The sequence below is a fragment of the Providencia sp. JUb39 genome, from assembly GCF_012272845.1.
GTDB classification, from domain to species: domain Bacteria; phylum Pseudomonadota; class Gammaproteobacteria; order Enterobacterales; family Enterobacteriaceae; genus Providencia; species Providencia lanzhouensis.
Window position 1 is genome coordinate 2859495 of the sequence record NZ_JAAWXD020000001.1, and the last position, 25238, is coordinate 2884732.

The 25238-nt window shown below is 37.4% G+C and carries 35 protein-coding genes, 2 tRNA genes and 2 pseudogenes; 13 read left to right on the forward strand and 26 right to left on the reverse strand.

Annotated elements, in window-relative coordinates:
* Nucleotides 1-50: 50 nt before the first annotated feature.
* From HFU86_RS13360 to HFU86_RS13380, 5 genes are all read right to left on the reverse strand, one after another.
* Nucleotides 51-1172, reverse strand: coding sequence for a hypothetical protein (locus HFU86_RS13360; protein WP_187129448.1), 1122 nt, complete (start codon nucleotides 1170-1172; stop codon nucleotides 51-53).
* Nucleotides 1169-2539 carry a DUF4055 domain-containing protein gene (locus HFU86_RS13365; protein ID WP_187129449.1) on the reverse strand — a complete coding sequence of 457 codons (1371 nt, stop codon included), beginning with the start codon at nucleotides 2537-2539 and terminating at the stop codon, nucleotides 1169-1171. The genes HFU86_RS13360 and HFU86_RS13365 overlap by 4 nt, the downstream gene beginning before the upstream one ends.
* Nucleotides 2539-4026, reverse strand: coding sequence for a terminase (locus tag HFU86_RS13370; RefSeq protein ID WP_187129450.1), 1488 nt, complete (start codon nucleotides 4024-4026; stop codon nucleotides 2539-2541). Before HFU86_RS13370 ends, HFU86_RS13365 begins: the two co-directional genes overlap by 1 nt.
* Before the next feature lie 2 nt (nucleotides 4027-4028).
* Entirely contained in the window at nucleotides 4029-4631 is a 603-nt protein-coding gene (locus tag HFU86_RS13375) for a hypothetical protein (RefSeq protein ID WP_187129451.1), read from the reverse strand.
* Between the two features lie 468 nt (nucleotides 4632-5099).
* Entirely contained in the window at nucleotides 5100-5615 is a 516-nt protein-coding gene (locus HFU86_RS13380) for a lipocalin family protein (protein WP_187129452.1), read from the reverse strand.
* Between the two features lie 470 nt (nucleotides 5616-6085).
* On the opposite strand from HFU86_RS13380, the gene HFU86_RS13385 reads away from it, so the two are divergent.
* Nucleotides 6086-6217 (forward strand): entericidin A/B family lipoprotein, encoded by a 132-nt coding sequence (locus tag HFU86_RS13385; RefSeq protein WP_154631331.1) that lies wholly within the window; start codon nucleotides 6086-6088, stop codon nucleotides 6215-6217.
* Nucleotides 6218-6402: 185 nt separating this feature from the next.
* Entirely contained in the window at nucleotides 6403-6636 is a 234-nt protein-coding gene (locus tag HFU86_RS13390) for a DUF1161 domain-containing protein (RefSeq protein WP_132494933.1), read from the forward strand.
* An 893-nt stretch (nucleotides 6637-7529) separates the two neighbouring features.
* On the opposite strand, the gene HFU86_RS13395 is transcribed toward HFU86_RS13390, so the two are convergent.
* The 7 genes and pseudogenes from HFU86_RS13395 to HFU86_RS13420 all read right to left on the reverse strand — a co-directional run bounded on the left by HFU86_RS13395 (nucleotide 7530) and on the right by HFU86_RS13420 (nucleotide 11144).
* Entirely contained in the window at nucleotides 7530-7925 is a 396-nt protein-coding gene (locus HFU86_RS13395; RefSeq protein ID WP_442959164.1) for a lysis protein, read from the reverse strand.
* Nucleotides 7926-8061: 136 nt separating this feature from the next.
* Nucleotides 8062-8634, reverse strand: coding sequence for a glycoside hydrolase family protein (locus HFU86_RS13400; RefSeq protein ID WP_187129453.1), 573 nt, complete (start codon nucleotides 8632-8634; stop codon nucleotides 8062-8064).
* Nucleotides 8615-8815, reverse strand: a complete 201-nt coding sequence (locus HFU86_RS13405) for a phage holin family protein (protein ID WP_154631328.1) — start codon at nucleotides 8813-8815, stop codon at nucleotides 8615-8617. Before HFU86_RS13405 ends, HFU86_RS13400 begins: the two co-directional genes overlap by 20 nt.
* 793 nt (nucleotides 8816-9608) lie before the next feature.
* A tRNA-OTHER gene (locus tag HFU86_RS13410) sits at nucleotides 9609-9686 on the reverse strand.
* Nucleotides 9687-10011: 325 nt separating this feature from the next.
* Nucleotides 10012-10173 (reverse strand): annotated as a pseudogene (gene ymcF / locus HFU86_RS20325) (cold shock small protein YmcF); the annotation flags it as partial.
* Complete coding sequence (cspE, locus tag HFU86_RS13415) at nucleotides 10130-10342, reverse strand: transcription antiterminator/RNA stability regulator CspE (RefSeq protein ID WP_006661258.1); 213 nt, start codon at nucleotides 10340-10342, stop codon at nucleotides 10130-10132. The pseudogene ymcF (HFU86_RS20325) and the gene cspE (HFU86_RS13415), both read right to left, overlap by 44 nt.
* A gap of 406 nt (nucleotides 10343-10748) precedes the next feature.
* Nucleotides 10749-11144 (reverse strand): subtilase family AB5 toxin binding subunit, encoded by a 396-nt coding sequence (locus HFU86_RS13420; protein WP_154631327.1) that lies wholly within the window; start codon nucleotides 11142-11144, stop codon nucleotides 10749-10751.
* 321 nt (nucleotides 11145-11465) lie between these two features.
* On the opposite strand from HFU86_RS13420, the gene HFU86_RS13425 reads away from it, so the two are divergent.
* Nucleotides 11466-11666, forward strand: coding sequence for a hypothetical protein (locus tag HFU86_RS13425; protein ID WP_154631326.1), 201 nt, complete (start codon nucleotides 11466-11468; stop codon nucleotides 11664-11666).
* A 408-nt stretch (nucleotides 11667-12074) separates the two neighbouring features.
* On the opposite strand, the gene HFU86_RS13430 is transcribed toward HFU86_RS13425, so the two are convergent.
* The 9 genes and pseudogenes from HFU86_RS13430 to HFU86_RS13460 form a co-directional block, all read right to left on the reverse strand.
* Nucleotides 12075-12281, reverse strand: a complete 207-nt coding sequence (locus HFU86_RS13430; protein ID WP_154631325.1) for a hypothetical protein — start codon at nucleotides 12279-12281, stop codon at nucleotides 12075-12077.
* A gap of 553 nt (nucleotides 12282-12834) precedes the next feature.
* Nucleotides 12835-12939 (reverse strand): annotated as a pseudogene (gene ymcF / locus HFU86_RS19795) (cold shock small protein YmcF); the annotation flags it as partial.
* 12 nt (nucleotides 12940-12951) lie between these two features.
* Nucleotides 12952-13164, reverse strand: coding sequence for a transcription antiterminator/RNA stability regulator CspE (gene cspE / locus HFU86_RS13435; protein ID WP_108479704.1), 213 nt, complete (start codon nucleotides 13162-13164; stop codon nucleotides 12952-12954).
* 517 nt (nucleotides 13165-13681) lie between these two features.
* Complete coding sequence (locus tag HFU86_RS13440; protein ID WP_154631324.1) at nucleotides 13682-14677, reverse strand: YbgA family protein; 996 nt, start codon at nucleotides 14675-14677, stop codon at nucleotides 13682-13684.
* 204 nt (nucleotides 14678-14881) lie between these two features.
* Complete coding sequence (locus HFU86_RS13445; RefSeq protein WP_154631323.1) at nucleotides 14882-15265, reverse strand: antiterminator Q family protein; 384 nt, start codon at nucleotides 15263-15265, stop codon at nucleotides 14882-14884.
* 3 nt (nucleotides 15266-15268) lie between these two features.
* Entirely contained in the window at nucleotides 15269-15553 is a 285-nt protein-coding gene (locus HFU86_RS13450; protein ID WP_154631322.1) for a hypothetical protein, read from the reverse strand.
* On the reverse strand, nucleotides 15550-16008 hold the full coding sequence (locus tag HFU86_RS13455) for a hypothetical protein (protein ID WP_006661255.1): 459 nt from the start codon (nucleotides 16006-16008) through the stop codon (nucleotides 15550-15552). The genes HFU86_RS13450 and HFU86_RS13455 overlap by 4 nt, the downstream gene beginning before the upstream one ends.
* Entirely contained in the window at nucleotides 16009-16224 is a 216-nt protein-coding gene (locus HFU86_RS20330; protein WP_442959165.1) for a DUF7740 domain-containing protein, read from the reverse strand.
* The gene (locus HFU86_RS13460) at nucleotides 16221-16670 is read right to left on the reverse strand and encodes a hypothetical protein (protein WP_036968321.1); all 450 of its coding nucleotides are present in this window, start codon (nucleotides 16668-16670) and stop codon (nucleotides 16221-16223) included. The genes HFU86_RS20330 and HFU86_RS13460 overlap by 4 nt, the downstream gene beginning before the upstream one ends.
* A gap of 85 nt (nucleotides 16671-16755) precedes the next feature.
* Between HFU86_RS13460 and HFU86_RS13465 the strand changes: the two genes are divergently transcribed.
* Nucleotides 16756-16830 (forward strand) — tRNA-Gly (locus tag HFU86_RS13465).
* A gap of 6 nt (nucleotides 16831-16836) precedes the next feature.
* Here HFU86_RS13465 and HFU86_RS13470 read toward each other — a convergent pair.
* The 4 genes from HFU86_RS13470 to HFU86_RS13485 form a co-directional block, all read right to left on the reverse strand.
* Nucleotides 16837-17523, reverse strand: coding sequence for a replication protein P (locus tag HFU86_RS13470; RefSeq protein WP_187129454.1), 687 nt, complete (start codon nucleotides 17521-17523; stop codon nucleotides 16837-16839).
* Nucleotides 17520-18470 (reverse strand): replication protein, encoded by a 951-nt coding sequence (locus HFU86_RS13475; protein WP_255425982.1) that lies wholly within the window; start codon nucleotides 18468-18470, stop codon nucleotides 17520-17522. Before HFU86_RS13475 ends, HFU86_RS13470 begins: the two co-directional genes overlap by 4 nt.
* A gap of 371 nt (nucleotides 18471-18841) precedes the next feature.
* On the reverse strand, nucleotides 18842-19162 hold the full coding sequence (locus HFU86_RS13480; protein WP_187129456.1) for a hypothetical protein: 321 nt from the start codon (nucleotides 19160-19162) through the stop codon (nucleotides 18842-18844).
* Nucleotides 19163-19294: 132 nt separating this feature from the next.
* Complete coding sequence (locus tag HFU86_RS13485; RefSeq protein WP_126437208.1) at nucleotides 19295-19504, reverse strand: helix-turn-helix transcriptional regulator; 210 nt, start codon at nucleotides 19502-19504, stop codon at nucleotides 19295-19297.
* Nucleotides 19505-19610: 106 nt separating this feature from the next.
* Between HFU86_RS13485 and HFU86_RS13490 the strand changes: the two genes are divergently transcribed.
* From HFU86_RS13490 to HFU86_RS13510, 5 genes are all read left to right on the forward strand, one after another.
* Nucleotides 19611-20255 (forward strand): LexA family protein, encoded by a 645-nt coding sequence (locus HFU86_RS13490; RefSeq protein ID WP_126437210.1) that lies wholly within the window; start codon nucleotides 19611-19613, stop codon nucleotides 20253-20255.
* A 9-nt stretch (nucleotides 20256-20264) separates the two neighbouring features.
* The gene (locus tag HFU86_RS13495) at nucleotides 20265-20606 is read left to right on the forward strand and encodes a DUF3024 domain-containing protein (RefSeq protein WP_006658129.1); all 342 of its coding nucleotides are present in this window, start codon (nucleotides 20265-20267) and stop codon (nucleotides 20604-20606) included.
* Between the two features lie 422 nt (nucleotides 20607-21028).
* Nucleotides 21029-22033: a hypothetical protein gene (locus tag HFU86_RS13500; protein ID WP_036951022.1), complete on the forward strand. Its 1005-nt coding sequence runs from the start codon at nucleotides 21029-21031 to the stop codon at nucleotides 22031-22033.
* A 67-nt stretch (nucleotides 22034-22100) separates the two neighbouring features.
* Nucleotides 22101-22334: a putative hemolysin gene (locus HFU86_RS13505; RefSeq protein WP_187129457.1), complete on the forward strand. Its 234-nt coding sequence runs from the start codon at nucleotides 22101-22103 to the stop codon at nucleotides 22332-22334.
* 415 nt (nucleotides 22335-22749) lie between these two features.
* A complete protein-coding gene (locus tag HFU86_RS13510) occupies nucleotides 22750-23061 on the forward strand; it encodes a transcriptional antitermination N peptide (RefSeq protein ID WP_187129458.1) in 312 nt (103 codons plus the stop codon).
* A gap of 390 nt (nucleotides 23062-23451) precedes the next feature.
* Here the strand turns inward: HFU86_RS13510 and HFU86_RS13515 are convergent, their stop codons facing one another.
* Nucleotides 23452-23988, reverse strand: coding sequence for a super-infection exclusion protein B (locus HFU86_RS13515; RefSeq protein WP_154631194.1), 537 nt, complete (start codon nucleotides 23986-23988; stop codon nucleotides 23452-23454).
* Nucleotides 23989-24136: 148 nt separating this feature from the next.
* On the opposite strand from HFU86_RS13515, the gene HFU86_RS13520 reads away from it, so the two are divergent.
* The 4 genes from HFU86_RS13520 (at nucleotide 24137) to HFU86_RS13535 (ending at nucleotide 25232) form a co-directional block, all read left to right on the forward strand.
* Nucleotides 24137-24361, forward strand: a complete 225-nt coding sequence (locus HFU86_RS13520) for a hypothetical protein (protein WP_006658121.1) — start codon at nucleotides 24137-24139, stop codon at nucleotides 24359-24361.
* 107 nt (nucleotides 24362-24468) lie between these two features.
* Nucleotides 24469-24651 carry a host cell division inhibitory peptide Kil gene (locus HFU86_RS13525; protein ID WP_187129459.1) on the forward strand — a complete coding sequence of 61 codons (183 nt, stop codon included), beginning with the start codon at nucleotides 24469-24471 and terminating at the stop codon, nucleotides 24649-24651.
* Nucleotides 24652-24778: 127 nt separating this feature from the next.
* The gene (locus HFU86_RS13530) at nucleotides 24779-24931 is read left to right on the forward strand and encodes a hypothetical protein (RefSeq protein ID WP_154631310.1); all 153 of its coding nucleotides are present in this window, start codon (nucleotides 24779-24781) and stop codon (nucleotides 24929-24931) included.
* Nucleotides 24924-25232, forward strand: coding sequence for a hypothetical protein (locus tag HFU86_RS13535; RefSeq protein ID WP_036975068.1), 309 nt, complete (start codon nucleotides 24924-24926; stop codon nucleotides 25230-25232). Before HFU86_RS13530 ends, HFU86_RS13535 begins: the two co-directional genes overlap by 8 nt.
* Nucleotides 25233-25238 lie beyond the last annotated feature (6 nt).

Below are 25238 nucleotides of genomic sequence, written 5' to 3' on the forward strand. Positions count from 1 at the left end.
TTAGACAATAAAAAAGGTCACCGAAGTGACCTTGTTAAATCGTTAATTGATTAGCTATAACCCGCATCCTTAAATGCTCTTTCATCTAGTTTTTTGAGTTGCTCTAACGAAATAAACTCTCCCTTATCGGTATAAAACTCAGAAGGATGCATACCGCCCTCTTTCATTAATCTAAACCGTGTTTCACCGAATACTTGCCGTTGTCGCCATTCTGGTTGTCGCTGTACCCAATCAAGAAAATTGGTCTCTGCTGGAACTTGCCCATCCATTGATGCTCTCGTTCCTGCGTCCATCTCATTCACATCAAAACCTAATTCACGCCATGACTTAGTGATGAAAGTTTCCGTTGAGCGACAATTAAAATGGATTTTACCGGGACCTTGTAGATAGGGGATTTTGTGTCCTATTGGTTTACCTTCCAATGTATACTTCAACCTATCCCGCACAATGCAGACATGAGAGGTTTTATTATCAAGAGTTGATAACCATTGTTTGCAATTGAAAATGTCTTTATTCGCCTCCGCAAATTGCTCTCGTGCAGTGGCTTGCAAGTGATTAATTGCTGTCTTTGCTATTGCTGTCGCGTTAGCTCGACTTAGCTGTAATACGCCATCTTTGTAACCTTGGCTTGCATGGCCACGAATCTTGCAACCAATTTCTACCGAGCTATCACCATTTAAAAAACCATTACGAACAGCATTATTTATACGTGTCATACGGTCAGATTCTAATCCAGTGGCCCATTCAGACAGTAGTTTCCCTTGCAATGGGCGAGACATTACTGAGGAAAACAACATCTCCTCAGTAATGTCCATAAGCGGATATTGACGTAGAACAGCATCAGGCAATAAAGCATCAAGTAATGAGGAATAATAACCCGTTTCATACAATGCATGTTCTCTCATTTCGTCTGTTAGCAACGTAAACGCACTATCAATTGCACGTTTATTAATGGCTTTCACGCTAGACAGTAATGACTCTAATCGTCTTACAGTAAAACTATTTACATCAATAGTGACATCATCTAAGGCTGCAATAAGCGAAGCAGTTAATTCAGAGTCAAACTCATTGAGAGCTTTTATCATGCGCCTTGCAACACCCGTAGAATAACGACCAGAAAACAACGAGTGAGCAATCAATTCATCCCTTAACCGCTCATTCACTGATTTCATGTTTTACCAACCATTGTTGGCTCCTGATTGTTAAGTTCATCGACGACCATATCAACGTCATCAGCGGGGTCGATAACATCATATTTCTGTAAACTTCTCACCAAATCAGACTTGCGTGTTGCACCAGATTGCCATGCAGACACAATTTCACGGATCATAGCGCTATCAGCAATGTGATTAACGAGGTCTTTGTTAATTTCAAAAGACGTATCTTTAGTATCTAAACCTAAGTATTCAGCGCACCACATTAACGCTTTGCTAAACGCATCTGAGACATTTGAGCAACAAATACTGAGAATAGAGGTTTGAGCACTTTGCTCCCCCACAGATTGAATAATCGTTTTGGCTTTACTATCTGCAGAAACTAACTGAGCGCCTAAAGCCACCATGTAATCGCGCTTACTGTCCATAGCTTCTTTAGCCAACATATTTGGCTGAGCTTGAACGTATCCATAAGAACCTTTATCAGGCAATAAGATTGGTGAACGAGAGCCAACCATGACGCCTTTTTCTTGCAGCCAGTCGCGCCACTGCTCACTTAATCCACCAATGTAAGGCTGTACTTGCCCACAAAAAAACACTGAATCTTCGTAGTCTGCAGAATTTCGATAATGCCCTAGGTTGATTTTTGCTAGCCCTAACAATGGAGCTTCATCAATAGTGTGATCGTTATTCTGAGCGCCAATAAACGTAAATGGAATTTCATCCCAAGCACCACTACCTGCACGTTCAGGAATATATTCAGAGTGGATTTGATACACATTGCTACCAGCTGGCTTGCGATATACTCTACAGATAAACTTGCCATCTTCTATCGCTAGTACTCGGTATTGAATGGTATCTTTAAATCCAAAACCATCCTCTTCCTCAACCATTTCACGAAGAACCACCAACGTTAATATGGTTCGACCGTTGATACGGTCTGCTCGCCAGTTAATGATATCCTCAGCTTGATATTGAAATATGTACGGGAGCTTAGAGTCGCTGTTGTAATCAACATATAGCCCATGTCGTCCCACTTCCAATACCGATTCAAGAGAGGATTGAGCTAATTGGTAAATGCTTGAACCTGCGCCATCTGCATCATCTTTTAAACAAGACAGTTTTTCAGTAACCGCAACTAATGGGTCTTTCTTGAATGCCATCCCTATCATACCGTTACGAGTGTAACCTGTTATTGGGTAAAACACCGCACGGTCTTGATAGTCCTTATTACGTTTCTTTTTACGCTTGTTGTCTTGTTCTTCAAGTTCAGGAAGATAATTTTTTATGTCATCCCCACCCCGACAAACAGCGCGAACTAACTCCCACTGAGGAGCAGCCGTTTTATACTCCGGTCGAGTAAAATCAACATTATTTATACTCATCAGAAGGTTGTTCCTAAGTTAATTTCAAATGCTGGTCGTTTAACGTTCCGTCTACTTACAGCAAAATATCTAAACCCATCAGCATCATGTGATGTGTAATCGTGAAGTGGTTTATCTTTCCAGCAACCTCGTTTGTCATCCCACTCTTTTCGGTATGCTTCGAGATGAGCAATGCCTTCACCACATTTATGTTCGTCAAAGACACACAGAGGAAGAATTTCACGTACAGCCTCAATACCTTCATCAATAGAAAGCTTTGGCACTACGTCAAATTGAATCGAGTAAATTTGCCCGTCAATTTCATACCCTTCACGAGCTAGTTCTCTACGCGATTTCGCATCTGAACCAAATTCACGGTTATCAATATCATGTGGTCCATTATGACTCGCGTATGTGTAGCCTTTATCTTTCAGCACTTTCATATAATGTCTTAGACCTTCACCACTGTTTGAGTAATGGTCTATCACGTGGAATTCATTACCGACTTCACGAATAAACCAGATTGACGTTGAATCACCAACGCCGATATCCCAATACGTATGAACAGGTAAGTGAGAATTATCAGGAAGTGTGCCAATGCGTTTATTTTCGTACAGAAAGCGGAATTGCTTAGCATAGTAAGCACCTTCAACTGATTGCTGGAATGCCTCTGAGGGTATTGACGGGTATTCCCGCCTCATATCATCGCCAAGTGTTTTTTCTTTTGCGTAGTACCACGCTTTCTGATGCTCATCTAAGTGAATGCCATGCTTGCGGGATAGCTCATCAAAATAATCGATTAATCGCTGCGGCAATTGCTCAACAGGATCAATCGCATACTCAGGATTCTTCCACCATGAAAAGAAAAAGAATTTCCAATCTAAGTTAGATAGAGTTTTACACTGAATTTGCGCTTTCTCGGCCGACTGACAATAATCATAAAAATAGCCCGCCCGCCCCTCAGCAGTACTTTCAATTGTTGTAAAACAGTCACTTGATACAGCTTCAAACGCACCAGTAACTATCTCACGAGCTTTTTCAGGGTACTTTGCACATATCTTTCCGAACTCAGATACATGCAAGTATCGAAGAGTGCCACCACGAAATGACGTGCTGATATAAAGTGACCCTCCTTTACTAAAAACCAATTCACCCGCCGCATCATTACTCGCCGGATTTGCAGCTTTAATTTCTTCGGGTAGCTTTTCGTAGGCATACTTTATTTTTTCTCTGAATAACCGTTTGGCATCGTTCAGTGTATGAGCTATCAACGCACATTTAGCAGCTTCAAATAGCGCCGCATCTAATTGGATAATGCAAACCTCAGTCGTAAAACCAAGCTGACGAGCCTTTAAGATAATGTTTCGCGTATGCATCCCTTCAAAGTATTCAAGCTGCTCAGGCGTCATTTTAAATCGAACTGGCTTACCTTCTTTGTTGGTGATCCAGTACAAGTGATTCAGTCGCCAGAGCTTATCTCTTAATAATGCAAGATATTCTGGCTTCATACTTATTCCTTCGATAGGTCGTCCATCAGTGACGATATAGAGTCGGATACTTTATTCTGCTGTGCGTCATCCAGCCCATATGCCTGGCGCTCAAGTCCAATTAGGTTTTTAAGTGTCTCACTTAATGCTTTAGCAGATTTAACACGTTCGGGGAGGGAGATGATTGAATTGTAGAGTTCATTGAGTTTGTCTCGCCCATTGCTATCAGGCTCAAACATTAATTCACCTAGCTTCCTTAAAGCAGGTACATCAGTACATTCAGCGGATAGCTCATTAAATAAACCGTTAGTTAACTCCCTAGCCCTGCGAATATCCCCCCTATGTTCAATGCGAACATTGGCAATGACTTCAGCATTAGCTTCGATAAGTTGCCGCTCAGAAATAGCCTTCTCGGCGGCAACCAGAGTGGCAACCTCTCTTTTGGCAACCAAGTTTTCAGCCCTAGCCTTAACCTTTGCCTTTAAATCTCGTTCCCATCCTTCTTTCTTTGCCCGTTTACTTATCGCTTGATGGGTTATCTCATATTGAGAGGCTATTTCTCTTATAGACATTACGCCAGCTCGGTAAGCCGACTCAATAGCCTCCCAATCTGGTCTTTTGAACATTATTCACCCTCATGATAAATCAAAAAGCCAACACAAAAACAAGATTTGTATGATTTCACAAAAACCTTTAATTTGATTTAAATCAGAATAATAATAATTAAATTAATGTATTTTATATATTCATTGTTAATTCCATTGCCAAATACAATATTTAGTATTATTGCAATCTCCCTTATTGTGTTCGTTGCAATAAGGGATTTTTTATCTACGCACTTATCTTTACATCTTAGTAGCCAATTATTTTGTCGATTGGTTTCACCAAAAACCTTGAAGTCTTTTAGCAAGAAAACAACTTGTCCTTCAAGTATGAATATTTCTTAAAGAATTTCTCATAACAAATTAAAAACTCACCATTTTGAGCTTTATTATTTACAATAAAAAACCCGCACTAGGCGGGTTGTCTATTACAGTAATTACATTTGTACTTGTTAATAAATTAATGTCGTAACAAGTAATTGACTTGTGATTCTATTGAAATATCAATACTCTTTGCCTGTCAAAACCATTAACACTAGCAAAGTTAAGGTATTCATCTAAAAGTTCTGGCGGCATAGTTGGTGTACGCGATAATACCCATAAGTAATCTTTATTAGATCCCACAACTAGCGAATATTGATAGTTGTCATCAAGCTTAATAATGTTATAGCCACCGTAAAAAGGACCGAAAAAAGACACTTTCAAGGCACCTACATCCAACGATTCAACAAAATAAGCTTTTCCTATGCTCTCTTTCCACTTTTTCCCGTTTGAATCCCATCCTCTATTGACTACCTTTACACCACCATCATTGCGTAGAGAATAGCTTGCAGAAACTTTACTTAGCCCCTTTTCAAATCGATTATCTATTCTAGCCACTTCATACCATTCACCAAGATAGCGAGATAGCTCAAAATGTTTAATAGGGGTTATGTCAGATGGCACCTTAACACTACACCCATTAAGTAAAAGCATACTTACAAGCATAAAAACTGACTTTATCTGCATTACAACCTCACAGAAAATTTATCTATAAGATACTTTCGCATAAAAAAGAGTGTAGAGCGACTATAGTGATTTAATATTTCGTAACTATAGAGCCCTAGCATTTAAATAAAGTCATTGCCGCGCTAACCCGAATTACCCTAACCAGTGTGGTAAAGCGATTGATGATAATATTAAAAGAATACCGACTAAAAGGTATTGAAAAACATGAAGCATACGGATAAATAACTCTTTTAATATCATAGAGTGTACCCCTTATTGCTAATGTTATTTTATTATCAAAATGAATAGCACCACCTAAAATATAGCAGCTCTTTTTAATTTGTCAGATATCATATCTCACTAAAGCACTTAGCTATTGCTTATAATCATCTATCACATTACATATCGTTCCAATAAACAATCAAATTATTCTGCTATAATGAAAGACGACCTTTGTAGCTTATAACCTCACACAATGTAAGGAAGGAAGTATGATTAAAAAATTCAGTTTCCTCATATGCTCACTAGTTATCGTTATGAACTTGGCTGCCTGCAATACGACTAAAGGCGTAGGTAAAGATATAGAAGCCAGTGGAGAAGCCATACAAAGAGCTGCTGAGTAAAATTAAACTTTGCCCAATCCTAAAAGTTTAGATATAAATACATCCTCTTGAGCCTTAATATTTAAGAAATAAAATAGCATAGCCCGTATTAATTGATGAAATTGAATGTTTGACGTCAGATTCATCATTATAATTTTTAGGGTGAATTTTCATTAACTGATTCTAACTTATAAGAGATATTACATATGAAAAGAAGAATAATTATTGCTACATTAATGACATTATTTATTCCAGCCATTGCGAGTGCTTCATGCGAAAGCGTTGTTGAAGAAATTACGCAAAAAATTATTAACAATGGCGTGCCTGAAGAGAGCTTTACCATTACCGTCGTTTCAAATGAAGAAGCAGCCTCACAACAAGGTACTGTTGTAGGTAACTGCTCTAATGAAACACAGAAAATTATTTATACAAAAAAATAACTCATGCTATGCAGAGGGCTCTAAATGAAGCCCTCTCGCTTTTTATTCTAGTTGTAGAACGCCATATTATTCAGAACTTGAATAAGCGATCAAGCCTACATATATAATTTCGTCACCTTCACTAATAATGTCAATTCAATTGTATAAAGCTGTTCTTCTTCGTGCGCAAATTCATATAATGGCTTAATTTTCTACTATGTTAATACAAACTTACTAAGTTGAGTGATAATCCCATTTGGATTAGAAAATAAATAGTGATACTATTTTCTCGCTGGTCAAGGATGACTAGCCCTACAATAATTATGAGTTAATCTTAAAAACTCCCCTTTAACTGAAGGTTTTTTTATTTTTTAGGAACAGTCTTATTCACTTATTTGTGAAATTAGCATAGCGCCTTTCAATTAAAAATTGCTTTATTTCTATGTTTGTTGTTGTTTAATTTTCCGGATTACTTTTTTGCAAAAAAATCGCCATTTCTCGAGGCTCTGCTTTGTAATATCTTATTGAGATTACTACCTTTTTAAGGTTGCCCCCATTCACGATTAACGTATAGTGACGCTTATTCATAAGTAGTTATTCTCATTTAGCCTCGATATCTGGGGCATTTCTTTATTGTTCAATTTTCCGTATTGCTTTCCTATTGAAAATATACTTATACTACTGGATTAAACTTTCATTACATAAGAGAACTGTATCAATATATATATGTATAATAACCCCGTTACTCTCTTACTAATATTTATCCCTACTCTTGCCTGCATCCTATTGATTATTGTTAAAGATAAAAAACAACCAAATATAACGACACTTTTTTTAAAATTCTCTATCTACCTGTTAAGCACTCTGACTTTCATAAATTTAATTTTTTTTGCAAGGGCATTTACTGATTGGTATTAACGTAAACACTCGGTTCTAATGTAATCTTGCAAACCAAGTATCATATTCTTGGATTCTGCGATTCGCTGCCTGAGTAGCCAATAATTTCCGATAGCGGAGTCAGTAGGTCTGGCGGTTGTTCCATCATCCAAGCCGGAGGTGGAATTGGTTTCGACTTTCTGGCAGCTGGCTCGAATGTACACCCGCTCAGGATTACGCTCAGCAGCAATACGCAACTCATCAATTTCAATTTTTGCATTGGCTAGTTCCTGAATATGTTTAGTATCGAGTTTATGGAGAGATTGGACACGTTCTTGGTAATCCTCATTAATTTTGACCTGCTCTGTCAACTCAACGAGTAGTCCGGCATTTTTGGTATTTAACTCACCTATCCTCTCGTGTTGTTTCCACATTCCCCATATCGCTATCAATGCGACAATAAATAACAATACGCTGACTTTATTCATGGCGATTACCATAAAGACGTTTAAAAATTAACTTGCCGACCTTTGTAATGCTCGATAGCTTTTTGGCAACGCTTCTCTAAACTTACCTTGTCAGTGCCACCACAAGTGTCGTCTCGAAGTGCGTATACGCCAATTGCCAAGTAGATGGGTAGACAGATAATAAAGTAGGATAAGCATAAGCAAACTCGCCAAGACACACGGTTTTTTCTACCTCTCGTCTCGTCATTAGCCCTTTCCACGCCTTCCCCCCTGCATATATCCAGCGTTTTAGTTCATTACATGCCCCAGCTTGGTCACCAGCATTAAGTTTTTTAAGTAATGTTGAGCGCGAGAAAGCACCTATTCCCACGTTATAAGTAAATGAATAAAGTGCCGCTCTGGTGTAATCAGGAATATTGACTTTAATTAAGGGGTTTACTGCTTTAGCAACGATTGCTAAGTCTTTTTCCAGTAACTCGTCACACTCGACTTTTGTATAGGTTTTCGTCGGAATAATGTCCGAACCTGTATGTCCATAACACACCGTAAGAACACCAACTACATCACGGTAGGGCTTGGGCTCATATCCCTCAAAATTAGTCACCATTGCAATAGTTAATGTCATCAGCCCACCTGTCACAGCGGCTATTTTTATTTTATTTGGTATCTTTGTCACTGTCAGCCTCTCTTAATTTGAATTCTTTCCGTTTGTAGTACCAATTCACCAAGAAGGTAGCGACAGTACAGATAATCCCGATGAGCACCGCCCACTGATCTAGTGATAACGCCCCAGCTGCAGTAGTGATAACTCCAAGAGCATAAGAAAAGGGGCTAGAGTATTTTTCGTTCATACGCATATCACCCCCAACGGAGTGGTCCAAGATTTGGTTAATAGAAAGCCACCAGCTATAAAAACTAGAAGGTGTTAATGAAGTCAGTTGAAATTTAGGCAATAAAAAAGGTCACCGAAGTGACCTTAGTAAATTCTAGATAATTAATTTTTTTTCTTACCAGTTATAGCATCGTAAACAACACTTAAACCATAAATAATAATGGCTAGAGGCAACCCCCACTTCACATCTCCGGAGATGACACCATAATTTTCGAGTAATGTAATTATGCCCGCGAAGACAATAAATATACCAAAAAACATAAATACCTCATTCATGTATATGTGAGAATACCATTATACATAAAGATTAATTTAGCTTACATCTTGAATAGAGATAGCCGTACACAATCACCATTCGTCAAATGATTTAGATTGATTAAAATATTGAGGTAATCGCGTATTTAGCGCACCAAAAAAGACTTAAATCTAAACAGTACAATTATGATTTACTAACTTTAGCTTTGAACGACGAATTCAAACAAAAAACTGCACTAGGTAGGATATTTTCATCGTATTACCTCGCACTTCTACTGGTGCAACATGCACATATTTTAATAAGGTTATATCCTGAAGCTTTAGCTGCTGCTATTGCATGTATAGCATTAAATAGGTTACCTAGGTAGAAACGATTTGAAGTCATCGGCATTTGTTTACAGCCAACTTTGTGTATTTTGTAATTACCTTTTGGTCCCATCGTCGTCTGAATGTAATAGTTCATACATCTCCGCATTTACATTGTACAAAAGATTTATAACTTATGGACCGCCATCGAGGTATCGAACCCCGACTCTTAGTTTTGCTAAGACTAAATACTCTTCCAATTGAGTTAATGGCGGAATGATTTTACATCCAGTAGACCAATGCAAGGGAGGCTAAAAGCAGCCCTAAAATAGTTAGTGCATTTTGCGTTAGTGACAAAATTCGTTGATAAAAGGTAGGTAAGTTCATAGGTGATCCCTTAGGAAATGAATCCTTTGGATACCGCATCTATTTTTAAAATAAAAACTCGCAACTGCAAGATTTGCTTTTATAGCAATGAGGTATGATGTCACAGCTATTGTAACACATAACTCTCTCACTGGGGGGTTGTAATGATATATAAAACAAAAAAACCCCGCTTTTTGCATGGTTTCATAATCTATACGTTAATTAAGCTAACGTCATATTAGATTTACAGAAAATACATTTAGCACCAGAAGGGTTACTTTTTGTTACTTCAAAATGGTATCGTCTGTACTGAGACCCTTTACAGCAAGGGCATCTCATAAAGATATCGCCCTTAAAGCGCCACCACGTTTGCCGCAGCTGGACCTTTTGCGCCATTCTCTACTGAGAAGCTAACTTTTTGTCCTTCGTTCAGCGTTTTGAAGCTGTCACTTTGAATTGCAGAGAAGTGTACGAACACATCTTTGCTACCATCAGCAGGCGAAATAAAGCCAAAGCCTTTAGATTCGTTAAACCATTTTACTAAACCAGTCATTGTATTAGACATATTGAATTCCTTTGAATTTTTAATTGTTGCCACATGGCGTATAGGTTTGATGTTTCTTGTTACTTATGGAACTAATTAGGAGGAATTCACTACGAATGGGTATCTATGGGATAACGCTAAACGGGGGAACTTTTCAAAACTTGCTTTCATAAATAGGTCTGTACTTCCAAACCGATGTGCACATTTACTCATACCTCCTTACGTATAGCAAGTTTTTTATCATAGGTACTACAATTATTTTAATAATCAATCTGGCTTTAACGATATATTCGATACAATCTCAGAGAAATAACCCAATGATAAATAAATATTTAATGCTCTAACAACCTATACATCAAATACTATTTAATAAAAGCTACGTAAAACGCAGCTTTTATTAGTAAAATGTGGTTACGCTAGAATAACGTTATCTTGTTGGTCCCATGCAGAACCCATCATTACAACTAGCAAATCCAGCTATCGCTTTATTAGAGAAAGTGTGGATAAATTTTGGGTTAGTCCATACATTTGGCTGGACATACAACCTTACTTTATTTCCAGTTGTATAATAGTAATAAGCTTGCTGAAAAAACTGATCATAAGATGATGTCCACTCTGATTTATTAGAAACTGCACAGGCGACAACATCGCCACCATGATTCACTCCTTTCACACAAAAATAGCGCCCCCCTTCTATTTGTCCCGAACTAAAATTAACTAAAGTCACATCTGAATAATATTCAATCTTAGGGTCCAATGTGTCTATAGCAAATGCAGTCGGGGCAATTAATAAAAATACAGGGAATAAACTACTCAATCTCATACAATTCACTCAAATTTTGCAGAAAATAAAGCTACACTGAAGCGAAGCTCATAAGCTGCTCACCTAGTAGTCATTCTTATCACAATATCAGCTATTTTACGATCGTAAAGTATTTTATTAAATATTCTCAACATGTTTCCTGCCTACATATATCTCTCCCCTCTACAGAATGTTTCGATGTTTAGTTAATAGAAAATTCACCAGCCACACAATCTAGTGTAAATTAATGAATTCATTTAATATTTAGGTTAACTTAGAGGCTCAACCTGCGTGACTTACCGAAGTAATGGTTGATTAACTTCGGGGGGAGGTTTTTGATATATGCATTTCCATTTAGCTAGCGTTCAAGGTGTTGATTTTACGAAAGATACAAGTATACTTGATATAACAATGTGTGATGATAACCAATCACGTTTTTCATTTAAAATAGAAATTCCCAATGCAACTGTAGCAGGTCTAACCTTAAAAGAGACTGAAAAACTTGCCATTCAACACGCAAAAACCAACTTTATAAATTGTTAAATTTTCTTTCATATAATATGCCAAAGGTTACATATTTTAACATTTGGCATTATGACTGTCTTGGTTTAGTTAAACTATTAAGATATTCTGAGTGTATAAATAATAAAAAATATAAGTACAAATACTATTTAAATATAAACTTAATTTTTAGCACTAATTAATTACTGTAAACTTCTGAAGTTATAAATTTGCCCATGTATCACCCATACCACACCATTTAGATTAGCCTACTTATTACTAGACACTACCAAACGGTCTTAGCTTGATTGTTATTGCCTAGAATCTAATTCCTATGTAAAAAAACATATCCCGGTTCATTTCAATTGTTATAATCATCATTTTTTACTAAATTTATACATATGTATTTTATTCTTTATTCTTTATTCTTTATTCTTTATTCTTTATTCTTTATTCTTTATTCTTTACATTACAGCACAGAGAACATGCTGTAACATTTGTAAAAAAGTCTTTTTTAGCAATGTAAATAGCAAGCTCACAATCATCAAAACTACCTAAAAATAATCTATGTGTAGGGTCTGGAATTTTTTGACAGTTCTCTTTATGTAATTGATGAGTAGCACAATAATCAATTAATGTATCAATGTAATAATTCATATTATGACCCTTTTTATGGAATATATTAAGATACAGGATTGTTAATGCATTTAAAAAAATCATTCAACCATTTATATACTCATCTTCATTATAAAACAATTTAAATCTATTTATTATGAAAGCGAATAAAATATAGCTTCATATCACATTATAGAACTATAATTTCAGTAAAAAATTACGAATAAATAAAAAAACTAGTCAATGAAAGCTTATCCCTCTGAATTAAGTAAATTTACTTAATTATGGTACATCTATTTTATCCTGCAAACATTAGATTCTAACAATAATCTCTAAAAAACACATATAGCACAACTTTAATTTACCCTCCTATTAAAATTCAAAAATAAACAAAGATTGATTTACTATAAGACATTACAATTAACTTTATTTTAATATTTTTATGGTGAGTTATATTTATTTTAGATTTAATTACCAGATATATACTTTATGTCTATCTTTGACCAAACTTAACATCAAGTCTTATATGAATTTTAAATACAAAAAACCCCACCTTTTGTGGGGCTTATAATCTATATGTTATTTAAGCTGGCTTCATATTAGATTTACAAAAAATACATTTAGCGCCATATGGATTGCTTTTTGATACATCAAAGTGATAGCGTCTATATTGAGATCCCTTACAACAAGGGCATCTCATATTAATGTTGTCTTAAAGTGACACCACATTAGCAGCCGCTGGACCTTTTGCGCCATTTTCTACCGAAAAGCTGACTTTTTGTCCATCATATAATGTTTTGAAATCATCGCTTTGAATCGCAGAGAAGTGAACAAATACATCTTTGCTTCCATCTTCAGGAGAGATGAAACCAAAACCTTTAGATTCGTTAAACCACTTTACTAAACCTGTCATTGTATTAGACATAGAATTTCCTTTAATTTTTTGATTGCCATAAGGCATAGATGAGGTTTGATTTTTATTTTTACTTATGGGAATTAATTATAAGGAATTCGCAATGAAGGGGTATCTTAGATAACGCTAAATGGTGAACAACTTTAAACTGACTAGCATAAATAGGCCTGTACTTCCAAACCGATGACTTGATTAAGCCATACAAACACTGGGATAGCAAATTTAATTTTCACTCTCACCATAAAAGCGTTGATTTTGCTTAAGACACCACACATTCATCATCAATAACTTTTCCAAACAAATCATATTGATAACCAACTTATTATCAATCCAATTATTTTTGCAATAGTATTGATTTGATTAACTAAGGTTACATATGAAAAATCCTCGCTAGGTGACTTATGTAAATATGGATGATTTCGTTCATCCCGACAGTTATACGCTAACATAGCTTTTATGTTCAATATTCATATGACTGGAAGAACCAATCATATGAATAACTTTGAAATTCTGAGCATTATTTTTAATATCATAACCCATATCGCAGTCTTAATGACTGAGGATAAGGATGAAAATATTTTTGATTATTCAAATAGTTATCAGGGTACTCAGATAAATAGTGCGTAATTAATGTTAATGGAGCCAATAAAGGCTGTGTTCCTTGGCGGTATTCGAGGATTAACTTACTCAATGCTTGCCTTTGGTTTGATGTCAGATAGCGTTTAAAGTAACCTTGGATATGCATAAGCACATTAGTGTGATTGCGCCTAGTTGCTTGGTGTTGTAATAAATTCATAAACTTATTTCGATACTCATCAAAATAAGAGTCGATTGAATCCCATTCATTGTTACTAGCAACAAAACGACCAAGTTCTCGATAAAGAGGTTGTGAATGAGCCAATAAAAGGAGCTTATATCGAGTATGAAAGTCGATTAATGAGTGACGATTGAAGGCGTTTTTCTTTAGTTCATTTAGCTCATGAAGAGCAAATACCCGTATAATAAAATTTTCGCGAATATGGGGATCACTTAACCTACCATCTTCCTCAACTGGTAACCAAGGCATTACTTTTAGTAATTGTTCAGTAAAAAGCCCCATTCCAGATTTTTTATTACCATTGCCAACAGAATCATACACTCGAACCCTTTCCAAGCCACAGCTAGGTGAGTTTTTACATACAATATAACCACTTAAATCTGAAAGCCCACTCAAATAGGCGGTCGAAAACTGGACCATTTCTTCAGTTAAATCGCCTTCCCGACCATCACTGAATTTGAGCCTAACGTTATTTTCTTCAGATTTAACTAGCCTCAATGCGGGTCTAGGTGTAGGTAAGCCAATTGCCATCTCTGGGCATGCTTGTTGGTATTCGAAATAATCTGATAACTCATCTACAGCAAAATGAAAACGCTTATGACCACCATCAAATCTAACACTATCACCCAATAAGCATGAGCTAATACCTACAGTGATTTTTTTACCTGATGTATTGCTCATATCACTAGAGGTAAGAAGATTAACCATCATTGCCACCTTATATGAATCACTTATATACGAAATTGGTTTATAGTAATAATTGAAATTCATATTAGTAACATTGCACTTTATTTACTAGCTTTATAAACCATGACTCTCCACTCTAATAAAACAAACAAAAAAGCCCCACAAATATGAGGCTCTTAAGCTGCTGACGTTGTAGTCATTCTTATCACAATATCAGTTATTATTTTATTGAATTTTCTCTACATACCCATCTAACTCTAACTTTATATCCAACATCATCAACATTCCGTCAATGACCCCCTCCGCTTTTTGAAGTTTTTTCCCTATATGGGTATCTGAGCATTTATGTTCTCTAGCTAGCTGCATAAATGTTTTCCCAAATAAATAATAATCCAGTAGCAGGTCATGCATCTCTCTATTCTTTATACTTAATTGAGCCATACAGCTAGAGATAATCATTGCGTCATCTTCACAACATTGAGGTCGAGATTTCACCTTACTAGGTATTAAGCGGCTAAATCCTGCAGCTGTCGAATACCATTGAACTGACTCGATGTTATCCGCAGCCCATGCGCCCCACATTTCTAGTACTTGTTGAATATTACGCATCCGTTACCTCGTATTAATTTGCGAGCTTTTGCCGTCGGATTCAGCGTTAATACGTTTAGCTATAGAAATGGCACTATCTGATTCTTTGGCGAGATTTGAAGTGCCTCTATCTCTTGTCTTGTACATAGTCATTAATCGCCCATTTATCACAGCATGACTTTCAGCATTAACATCGGTAGAGTATTTTTTTACTGTCGCGCGATAACATCCCAAGTACCTAGAAACCTCTGCCATATTTCCATATGTCCTAATAAGCAATTCAGGTATAGTCGTAATTTCAGCTTTCATAAATCCCCCATCTGGTAAGTGATCCCCTGCTGATACCAATCAGGCAATGTGAACTCAATCCTACCTATTACACCGCTAGCCCGTAGCGCCTGAATCCTTTTAAGCTCAATCTTCATGTGTTGATATAACTCATCCATTTGCCACGGTTTCAACTTCACTGAAGTACCGGCTAAACGAGCTACGCGATCAATGGTCATTTCGCTGTAAGTGATAACAGCGTGAGCATTGAATTCGTGTGGGTCTTCGCCGAGTTTTCGATGGCAACCTACACAGTGAGCGAAAGCATTAAAGGGATGGTATCGGGTTGATTTGTGTCGTCGTGATTTGAAATGTGAACAGTGGAGTTTTGAAGGTTCGTGTCTAAATTGTCTTCCGCAGTAGTCGCATTCATAATTTGCTCTTTCTCGGACCAACTGCGAAAACACAATATCGTGCTTGTCGCGTTTTAATGCCATTTATTTCTCCTGAATACCCCACTCAGCGACTACAATCACAACCATCGGGTTTTCGCTTAACTCTATCGTCCTCATAGTATCTACTGCATGCGGTAATATAAATTTGCGCTTTAACATTCCAGCACACTTCCTGACCGCATCATTTGATTTATGAATAGCCCAGCATAATTTAAGGGTAGTAAGTGCGCTCATAAACACTTCAGCCTCATCTCTCATCTCTCTTGTTGCTCCTTAAGTTTCATATACTCCGAGTTATTGGGAATGATGATTGGGATGCCTTTCTCAATACACCATTGTTCATGCTTCTCCATCATTAGAAGCATCCGTGCTTTATCCATCTTGCGGGTTTTCTCACGCTCTCCGTTTTCATCACGACCTAGCCAGTGACCGACAAAATATTCATGAGTTTCTTCATTAGTGATTGGCTTTGATAGAACGACTTCACCTGCCCCATTTTTAATATCAATGACAACACCACGCGCACGTAGCCAATCGCCTGTGGTTTCTATCCACATGCGCCATGTTCTGTTCATTGGTATTGTTCTGAGGTCACGCCATTCAGTAATTCTGATTCGATATCGCTTACCAGTTTCTGTTAATTCTGAGAGGGTTTTGAATATGCCTTTGAGATTAGATTTGTGGAGACAGATGCCATCTGTCAATTAGCCTCCTATTTTACCCTTGCGAAAATTAGTTTTGAGGCGTAGCCTAATAACGTTAACTCGTTAATTAATCAGTTTTTACCTAGCGGCCATCGTATAATGGCTATTACCTCAGCCTTCCAAGCTGATGATGTGGGTTCGATTCCCACTGGCCGCTCCAATCGTCTTATCGCTCCCCTGACTTAAATCCATATTTGTTTTTCCAATCGGCAATGATTGATAACGCTTTGTCACGCTTAGTGGGTATCACTAGGCTTTCAAGTTGCAAAACTGGATCAGGTATTTTCTCACCTAATTTAATACGATTAGCCATAGCCTTAAGCTCCGACGCGCAAAGTTTTATAACCTCTGAATCCGATAAGTTTCGACTTCGCATTTCTGAGTAAATTTTAGTGACCATCCAATAACAAGCGTTCGACTGCCAATTAAATCTACGCCAACCTCGCTCAGAGCAATACTTCTTGAACATGTCGTATAGTTCAGTTTCTGTGGGCAATCCGAGCTGAGTAAAGTCTTCCTGTTTGCACCACTTGATGAATTGACCGACTGCGGGGAAAAAAGGCGAATCACTTGCCCTCGCGTGTCTCATTCCGTTTTGAAGTTGCTCGCGGGTAGTAATTCCATTTTCAGCAAAGGCGGCAACCCACTGTCGCTTAGCCGCGAGCTCGTCACTTTCATTTTTGAATATGGTGTTTACTGCAGCAGGAAAGATTTGTTTCAGGTTTCGGAATAACACATCAACGAGTTGCTCAGCTTGTGGGTTTACTACTTTTTGCGGCGTACTGTCTTGAGCAATTTTAGCCAGTGCGCCTGCATCACGATTAGCAATTGCAGTTTCCAAATGAGATTTCATATAAATTCATTCTCCCATGCTTCACGAGTATTCCAGCTTTGTGTTGGCTCTTGCTCTACAGCTCGTTTGTTTCGGTTTGGTTGCTGACTTTGAATGACTAAAGTCGCCCATTTTTTGCGAAGTTTTGCAGGAGATAACACGACGCTACACCAGAAGGAATCGCGATTAGCCCATTGGAATAATCGGCAAATATCTTTGTGGGAATACCCGTCTAGTTGGCGCATCAAGCGAATATCATTAGCCCATGATGACCAGTTTGGCTCTTTGGATGTAGGACTGATTATCAACACTTGCGAGTAAATCCATTGAGCTGCCTTAAGGTCATCAGCATTTCCCCACTTATTACCTTTGGGGGAACAAACAACAGCATCAGCCTTCAAGGTTAAAATGTTATCCAGTGAGTGGTCAGAGGATTCGTTAGAATTCTCGGACGAAAAATTATTAATATTATTGTCTTTGGTAAGACTGTTTTTGGTGTTGGGTGATTTCGCCAAACTAGAAACCTTTTTTTGCCCAACTTTTTGGGCGATTTCGCCCAACTTTTTTTGTGGTGTTTTTGGGCGTTTTTTGGGCAGTCTTTCTAACTGCCATTGTTCAAGATTTACGTTGACACTTACCAGCTTAAATCCGCCGATTTTTCTGAGATTGATAATTTTTCTCTCAGCCAAAACCTTTAACGCATTACCGATATCAGAGTCATCTAACCCTGTCATTTCTGCTAGATAGGTGTTGGTTACCTTATCCTCTGATTTATTCCAGCCATATGTGCAATCAATCACAGCATCGAATACCTGATGCTCTCTTCCAGCCATTTTTAGCTTTGGCTTGAGCCTACTGATACTGGTAGCTAGACGCATATAGCCATTATCAAGACTAGCCACTTGCTCCCCCGATTTATCAGCCAATCGTCGCTTATTAGCAAAATCCACATGCCTAACAATACTCATAGCGCCCTCCATATCGATTTGTTGTGTAATTAAATTTTTTATTCATGTATAATTACCTCTGTAGTTTCTATTTAAATAAGTTCTATTTGAGCCTCACTTTGTGCCACATTTGAGGCTTTTCTTTTTTAGAACATTGAAACTTGCTTACTAGACTGCTTCGTTCTTCGCTTACTTCCCGTTGGTTGCTTGTCACCATATTTTTCTATCCATGTCTTAGCTGCGTGATAACAATCCTCAAACATTGCTCCACGACGACTAGCTTGTGAGCATCTTCTAAAGTGAGATAACCCCTCATCAGCGGCTAATTCTAAAGCCCCCCCTGATAACCTGAATCAGTGAGTTTTTTAATGATGTTGCTGCGGATAAATTCATCAGGACTCATTGATATTTACCTCCTGTAATGAACCTGTTTTCCATAGCGAAAACTCAGCCATTTGCTTCCACAAAAAGCGATATTCCTCTTCACTAATTTTCTTTTCACCCGGCAAAACAAAATCAATTATCCCTGCCGCTGCTAATATCTCGCATAGCTCAGGTATCTTTTCGGTTCTACGAGTGATAGTTGAATCATGAACGCCTAATGATTTAGCGATGACGGTTTGAGATGTTGTTCTGATAACTTGATAAGCGGTTGCCACCAAGTGATTAGATACAAATCGATTAAACGATTTGCGTGAATTTGCGTTTTCCATAATTTATATTCCTTCATATACAGTTAATCCGTTGCCCACGATCCTGTGGGGGTGTTCATATTTGGTAAAGCTGCCGCTTTATCAGCGACTCCGTAGCAGTCAAGAATCCTGCGATTGTTAAAGAGCTAAAATTTATGCTGTTTGCGGAGGGAAAACATCATCTAGGGAGCATTTTGCTCCAAGTTTTTGCAGTGCCTCGACAATTACTCGACAATCATTAAGGCTAGGTGTTCTGATGTTTGACTCGTAGTTTGCGATACGAGATTGACCCCACCCGATTGATGAAGCTAAAACAGACTGAGAAATTCCTAATTTTTTTCGCTGTTCCGCAATGTTATTCATATGAGCATCCTCCATGTTTACAAGCCACATTACACACAATATGTGATTACCTGTCAATCACGAATTGTTTGAACACTTAAACCACATTTTGTGTTAAAAGATTAATATGAAAAAAATAAATGAAATCATTGGCGAAAGACTAAAATCTATTCGTGAATCAAGGAAGTTAAGCCAAGCGCAACTGGCAAAGCTGTGCGGGTATTCTGCTGCTTCTAGAATTGGAAATTATGAACTCGGGGAAAGAAAAATAAGTGCTGATGATGCATTGGTCATCAGCGAGGCACTTGGTGTATCACCAGCAGAGTTAATGTTTGGTGCTCAAAGCGATCAAGTTATTAGTAATTACGAATACCCATTACTGACCAAAATTCAAGCAGGCGCGTTTACCGAAAATAGTAACTCTTATACAGAGAAAGATGCCATCGCATGGATACCTACAGCGAAGAAAGCAAGTGATCGCGCTTTTTGGCTTGAGGTTGAAGGTCATTCAATGACAGCAGCACAAGGAGGTAAACCTAGCTTTCCTGAAGGAATGTTGATACTTATTGACCCAAAAGAACCAGTGAATATTGGTGATTTTTGTATCGCTAGGCTAAACGGTAACGAATTTACATTTAAAAAATTAATTAGAGAATCAGGGCAAACATTCCTTGAACCTCTTAACCCGAAATTTGATTTAATCCCAATAAATGAAAACTGCGAAATCATAGGTAAAGTTATAAAGTGTCAATGGTCTGATGACACCTTTTGAGGAGAAAGCATGGCATTCAATGATATTGAACTAGCAAATATTGAAAAGTGCATGGAATTTTTCTTAGAAAAACGCCGCCCAGCAGAACATCTAAGAGATGAGCTCGATTTACAGTATCGTATTGAAGATGACTCGGTCGTTATATTCGAGGTTAGACAGCTAACATGGAGTGATTCAAGAGTAGAAGAACCTGTAGCAAAAATAATACATAACAAAATCACAGGCTCTTGGTCACTACTATGGATGGATAAAGACAGTAACTGGCATCATTACGATGAAAAAATGTTAGGTAGTTTTTCAGATGCTATTAAGCTTGTAGAAGATGACTTGCAAGGTTACTTTTTTGGTTAATGGAGCTTTCAACATAAAGCAACACAGCCCAAAAAAAACACATTAAACCACTGATAATATAGTCATCTTTCAATACACAGTGTTATTCTACTGTTACTAGTTACCTTCAATAGCCATTAATCTGAGTAGATGAAAAAATTGTGGAAGTACATAAAGGACCATAAGTTAGTAATACTGTATTTTATTGCTATAGTCATTATTGCTTTCTTGATTGACTTTGATGATGACGCGTTTTGGCAAATATGGTCGATGGTTTTCTGATGCATGACGCCCCTTTAGGGTGTGATTGACAGAGCAAAAGTAAAACTTAAATTTGGTTGACGCGTTTTGTCAACCAAAGCCAACAAACAAAAATAATAATAACTGTATCGCTTATTTTAACGCCAGATTATTCATGTTTAACAAGATTAAAGGCTGAGCAAATGGATGTTATAAAAATAACCAACCTATCTGAGGTTTCGTTAGTTATAAATAGGATTATAAAAGGCGAACAGTTAGATATAGATCAAATTGATCTATCGGAACTAGCTAATGTAAAAATTAAAGCTTTTGGTGAAGGAGACCAGTTTACAGGTCAATTAACATCCTCAATTTGTAATGGATTGAGAGACTTCCATAATGAACTTCTAAAGGTTTACTGTATTATTAGGTATGGCTCTGATAACCTAAGATACCTAAAAGACTCAGAAAAAGAAGCTTTAGAGGTAATATTCAAGATAGAACCTGGTTGCACTCAGTTATTAGCAGAATTTAAAGATGCAATAACTGCGTGTGGGGATGCATTCAAAAAGGTGACTGAAGGCATGAATGGGAATTTAAAAGCTACCTGCTATATAGTGACAGTGCTCACAATTGCTGGGTACTTCGCTTTGGACAACCATTCAACTAGGCAGGCAGAATTAGAGAAAGAAAAAACAGAGCTATCAACTACACTGGAGCTACAAAAAACACTCAAAGATGGGATCATTGAAGCCCTTAAAGTCAATGGTGGGAAGCCAGCTATCCTTGATGAAATAGAAGCTAAGTCATCACAAGCATATGAAAAAGCACTAAAACCATTCTCTAATGCTGATAAAGTAGAGATATATTCAGCAGGGAAGACATCAACTCTTGGAAATAAAGAGCTTAATGAATTCTTAGCAAACCCTACACCAAAACTAGAAACAAAAGACTCCATTAAGAATTTAGAAATAGAAGGGATTAAGCGCAGCCCAGATAAGCTGACTGTAACTTGCAGTGAAAAAGGGTCAGATATTTCATTTCCCCTTTACGTTGACCTAAGTTTCATCACTCAAACAGAGGTCGACATCTTGTTTGATGCATTTAAGAAAAACAAACCTGTCACAGTTCAAGGGAGCTATAAGGAGCGTTCAGGTTTAATAGAAAGAGCTAATGCTTCAACCATAACTCATTACCAACAGAATTAACCCCCCCAGCCCTTCTCTCGAGGGCTTTTTTGTATATAAAACCCACGTCACCTAAATGGATAACCATATGAAAAAAATCATGCTTTTATCAGCTTTAATTTCGTTAACTGCCTGCTCTTCAGGAAAAAATGAAAATCCGCCAACACAAGTAGGAATGGCTAACCCTGCTTCTGTTTATTGTGTGAAAGTTGGCGGGAAACTAGATATAGTTAACACCAATGATGGACAAGTCGGATATTGCACCCTCCCCTCTGGTGAAAAAATTGAAGAGTGGTCTTTGTACAAAAGAGATCACAAATAAACATAAGAGCCCTAAGGGGCTTTTTTTATGCCCTCACGCCCCTACGAATGTGAATTAAATCACAAATCGTGTCTAAAGATAAAATATTTTTCATTTAAAATCATCACGTTAGTATATAAATCGATAATTAAACACAATTTGTGGTTGACATTAAAATCACGATTTGTGAATATTATAAACATCAACGGAACACAGCTCGTTGGTGCTCTTTAACAACGATGATAGTGAGCTGTGTATTAACTATCAGAATGGAGTCGCTGATAAAGCGGCAACCTTCTCAGAAGGTTTTTGTGAGAATAAGGTGTTCACTCACTCCAGAGAGTTCTGCCCCGACATGGGAAACCGCCCTGTCAAAACAGATATAATTAAGGGTTTCAATCCTTATTCTCACCAAAACCAACTATTTGGAGGGCATATGGCAACTATTTATGTGAAAAAATCACGCAAACCAGAATTTTTGCGAGGATTATCTAGAAATAGGCGTCACGCTAGACGAAAAGCTGAAGCTATTTCGAAAAAAAATATTGAAATGAAATTGGATTCAATATCTCCAACAAGAAAAAATGTAAAACCAATTAGCCGAGTTGAAAAAGCAATATCAATTCACAGTACTAAAGTTTATGACTCAGTAGATAATACCTGCTTACCCAACGCTAGTATTTACTCAGCCAAATATCGTAAATCAGGAACGCTATTAGAATCTGGCGAAGTAACGGCAAGAGCTTAAAAGCCCATTCAGTGAGTGAGCTATGGTGAGTAACTAGGAGGAAATGAAAGTATGATTTAAAGAGTTTACATCACACGGTAGACAGGTTTTGGTAAAAAAAACGCATAACCCTGATGAGTCAAAACTATCTGTTCGTTTCTGTTGGTTTGAAGAAAACTTTCAAGTTAAATTCGGAACTTCTTTTAAGTTCAATGACATCAGCGAAGAAAGCTTTAATAAATCCAAACCCTTAGAGATAAGTACTTCGAAGTAATCAACCAAGAAGAAACCGACAAAGTTGTGGCGGCAATCATGCCAGAAATTTAATCATTCATCGAGTAGCAATACTTACTCTAGCGTCTTTACGAGGGCGCTAAGTTGAATAACAAAGGAGATTCATGTGTGTAAAATTTATTTATTAAAATATCCAGTGAATTGTCTAACACATTCTGAGTAATAATCTGGGTTAATTATAAATTCATTGGCGTATCTCATACTCAAATGCTTTGACGAATCATGGAGAATGTCTTTATCCAACAGTGAGTTAATAACAGGGTCATTTCTTTTCCCGCCTAGAAACTCCTTTCCAGTGTCAATGAACATGGCTAGATAGCCCTTTTCATCTTCGGAAAGATTTGAAATAACAGATGATATTTTATTTTGATTTTCCCGTTTTATTGCTTTTTCCTTTATGGGTTCAATAATACCGAAAGTTAATTTATATACTCTTTTTGTTGCGTCTGAAAGTAGGAAGCTGACTGGAATAATAGAAAGAATAGCGTTGATATTATTTACCGAACCAATGATCGGCTTTGCGTTAATAAATTCAAAAAATGATTCTGGTAAAAGCACCCACAGAGCGACCAAATACAGTAACCACACCATAGCAAACCTCAGCGATACTTGATTTTTCAAATAGGCAATTACTGCCTCAATCCAATTTGGCATGGCTGTATATCTCTTATCTGTAGAGGTGAGCGGATTATAGCCTATTTCTCTCTGTAGGGGTATAGAGGGAACCACCTCGCCTGACGTGGTTAAAAGCAGGCAATTTGATACTTATTTCACTCAAAAAAAACACACATAAGGAGGCAAAATGCCACACGCTAAAGCATCAGTAGATATTAATTTGAAACTCATTCTGTCTGATGAAATGCAACCAAAAGTAAAAGGTATGGCTGAAATATCCGTACCTGAAAATGAGCCAAATATTCAAATGCTATTGGATGAATTTGTGAAAAATCTAATCGGGAATACCGCGGTGAAAACTGCACTCAAAAAAGCCGCATTAAAAACACTAGTCAGAGACATTATCCATTAAAAAAGACCTACATCTTTCATATTTAACCGAATAAATATTACCAACACCAGGGTACTTTCTATCGCTATCGCAAGATAAGTGAGGATTTCGCACATCCGGAGATAAGCATGAATATTGATAAATACAAACTTTGTTTAGCTCAATCACAAGCTGGAATTGCACGCTATCTCAAGGATGAGAATGGATGGAGCGAAGCAAATGAAACATTAAAGAAAGCATATGGAGTCAAATATGAACGCAAAGCAGAAATACATAAAACAGCAAATATTCGCCCTACTGCGCGAATCTGACATGACTGATAAGCAAATAGACGAATTAGTCGCTGATTGGAAATTTAAGCAGCAATGCGAAAAAACAAATCGAATCCTACGTCAAGTTAACTCTCGTGGGTCATACGCATTCACGTAAGGATGAGATATGAAAACTTCAGAATGTGAACTAAAGCAAAGGCTGGATGCCGAGAAAAGACGCAGAGAGCGCGAAGAAGAAGCTGAATACTATCGCATGGAAAGCTTAGGTGTTCAGCAGCAATCGACCCCTATTCGATGGATGAGAGGTGAATATGGGTAAATATCTAGTTAGATGCTTTCCATCTCATCCTATAAAAGAAGTAGCGTTAAACTCAGCGATAGAGCAAATCAAATTATCTAGGCAAGGAAAGCCTCAAGATATAAACGCATCAGGGAAGCAACGCGAAGCCACAAGTGTATGGCAATCAAATCTAGCAATGTCGAAATTTTTCCCTCCTCTACCAGATCACATCGAACAGCAACGGATTGCAGAAGACCTGATGAGATATGCGCGTTATATAGCGAAAGGAATCGCTCCAGACAACTACGGCTATGGTCAAGGTAGAAATATGGGCGACTAAATTTAG